The organism is Myroides albus, from assembly GCF_009711045.1.
Lineage (GTDB): Bacteria > Bacteroidota > Bacteroidia > Flavobacteriales > Flavobacteriaceae > Flavobacterium > Flavobacterium album_A.
Map to the genome: position 1 here is coordinate 1 of NZ_WMJX01000101.1, position 2,510 is coordinate 2,510.

The window sequence follows — 2,510 nt, forward strand, 5'->3', positions numbered from 1 at the left end:
TTCGAATTAACATCTGTCCGATTTTTAGGGAAGCCTACACTATTATCACTGATATTATTCTTTAAAACTTCTTCTAAATATTTTAATTCTAATTGCTTTAACCATAATTGAATTGAATTAATTGAATTAGGAATTCCAATATTCAAAAGCTCCCAATCTCTATTAACCAAAGGATTATCATAATAAGGAAGCGTTTCAAGTTTATTATAATTAATATTAAGCTTTTTAAATAAGGTAAGTGTATTTGTATAAAGGTTATTACTACTATTAGATAAATCATTTTGAGCGACTTCTAAATACTGTAGTTGTAAATTGATGTCTTCTACTATTTCTAAAAAACTAGAGGACTTATTAATATCCATCATTAAACCAGTAGTATCAATGTTTTTTAATTCCTCTAAATTTTTCCAGTACCTATTCATCTCATCTTCTACTTGTTGGATCATAGTAGGTAATAAGACCAATGCTTTTTCAAAATATTTGCTTTCATGATCCTTTTTTATTTTTTTTAATTTTTCAACAGTATACTTCTGTGTATCATCAGTTTCTTTATGATGCCTATAGCACATAAATAATAAATTATCATAAGAATTGTTTTCCACAATTGTATTTTGCACATTATATCTCTGTCCTTTAGGAGATACTCCTTCAATATGACATAATTGAGCTACTAACAAATTGTCATCATTAAAAATAGGATGAGTACAATGAGGAAAAGAACATTTATTTCCCGATCGTAATAATAACATTTTAATCGTATCTGCTTTAATAGAACGCTTGTTCATAATATTTACTGAAATTTTAAAATAAAGAATTAATAATAGTTATTTTTAAATTGGACTATTCTCTAAAGAATATTTAAATATACTCTAACAATTATATATTCCACCAAGGTTTGTATTCTACTTCATCTATATTATTGGGAAAAATCCCATTCTGCGAAAACACAAATCGATTTGCATTTTCTACAATTGATAAATTATAGGTTTCAACATGCGTTTTATCTGGTTCTTCTATCTGTAAAATTGCGCCACTATCTTTAATTTTTTTATTTTTAAAGATAGAAGTCTCTTTATTCACTAATAATACAGCTATCTTTGTATTAATTGGGACATAAATGCTAGAGAAAATATCATTTCCCTCTAATCTTATAAATGACATTCCACAGTCGTTAGTTATAAAGTCAATAGAGGTTTTATTCCAATATATTATTTTATAAGAATTAGTAATTAAACTTTTTAGCAATTGGATCTCATCCAAAATCGATTTAAATCCAACCAAAACATCAGACTTAAATTTAGTCTTTTTGGGATAATGTAGATTATTAAAAAGTAATAAAATTACAATCCCTCTGGTAATTTTGTCATATTCTTTTGTTCCATCAACATCATTTTTAGACTTAATATAGTTATCTATATCTTTAAAAAATAGTGAAAATTTTGGATTTCTATATGTTTGAACTAAAATAAAATCTACTAGACTATGAAAATCTATAACACTTATTGTTTCTCTTTCATCTTTGTTGATAATGCGATCTCTTGTAGGATTAAAACTATCAAAAAAAGAAGCTAATATACTCTCGTTATATTCATTAATTATTTTGTCTATAAAATCATGATCCTGAAATATTTCATTTTCAATTATTTCATTAAAAAAACTAACATCTACATTATAGAAGTTTTTTTTATAGGCAACATTACTAATCGAATTTGTATATTTTTTTTTTAATTTTAAATCATAAATTTCAATACTCTTATCAATAGCGAAATTTCTCAAATAATATTGTGGTAAGTAGTGTTGATTAATATTTGTTTTCATTTTTTATCTTATTAATGATTTAATCATTTAAAAGTTTTATCATTCTATTTATTTTGATTTAAGGAAGATATAGTATTGTAGTATAATCGTTTTGAACAACAATCTTCATTTTAATCTTGTTAGAATTATTAATGTAAGAGATATTAAAAAGTATACTTAATAGTCTTATTGAAAAACAATAGTGATAAGTAATGTAAGCTTTTTTTAGGTTTCAGTTAAAAAACTCACTCTTCCTTTCATTGAATTATCTTTCTTTAGTTAAATTATATCTAAATTATATGTCATTGAATAAATTCAAACGTAGTGATTTTCTCTTTAACATTGTTACGGAAATCCGTAAACACCAGAATATACTGAGTCTATCTAAAAAAACAACGACTTCGGAGTAGTTTTCTAGCCCTCTGCAAGAGCAAGTCGTTTTGAAAGCGAGAATCTCAATTTCGAGTGCCTCAAAACATAACTTGCTGTTACCTTTGTGGTAACTTTTTCAACGTATTTGCAATATGTTTTTTCTAATGTAAACACTGTGTATAAACATATCAGTTAACGCCAAGTACAACACCTAAATACCTTTTTATCTATTGTTTATCTGTATTTCTAGTTATTTGTCAAAGCAATCAATGCTTTGGTTAGACAATCGTAAAATCGTAGCTACGTATCCACCCTAGCAAGTACATCTTGTGAGGTATAAA

Annotated in this window: 2 protein-coding genes; both read right to left on the bottom strand. The window is 25.6% G+C overall.

The genetic code is table 11. The annotated features are described in order from the left end of the window. Window positions 1-785 (bottom strand): hypothetical protein (locus tag GJV76_RS15410; RefSeq protein ID WP_155093468.1); only part of this gene is annotated, 785 nt, incomplete at its 3' end. 91 nt (window positions 786-876) lie between these two features. Further along, window positions 877-1,818, bottom strand: coding sequence for a DUF4238 domain-containing protein (locus GJV76_RS15415; protein WP_155093469.1), 942 nt, complete (start codon window positions 1,816-1,818; stop codon window positions 877-879). Window positions 1,819-2,510: the final 692 nt, after the last annotated feature.

What these genes read in the sequence shown, in the direction of transcription:
- GJV76_RS15415 (WP_155093469.1), bottom strand. Translation starts at nt 1,818, where the DNA reads ATGAAAACAAATATTAATCAACACTACTTACCACAATATTATTTGAGA.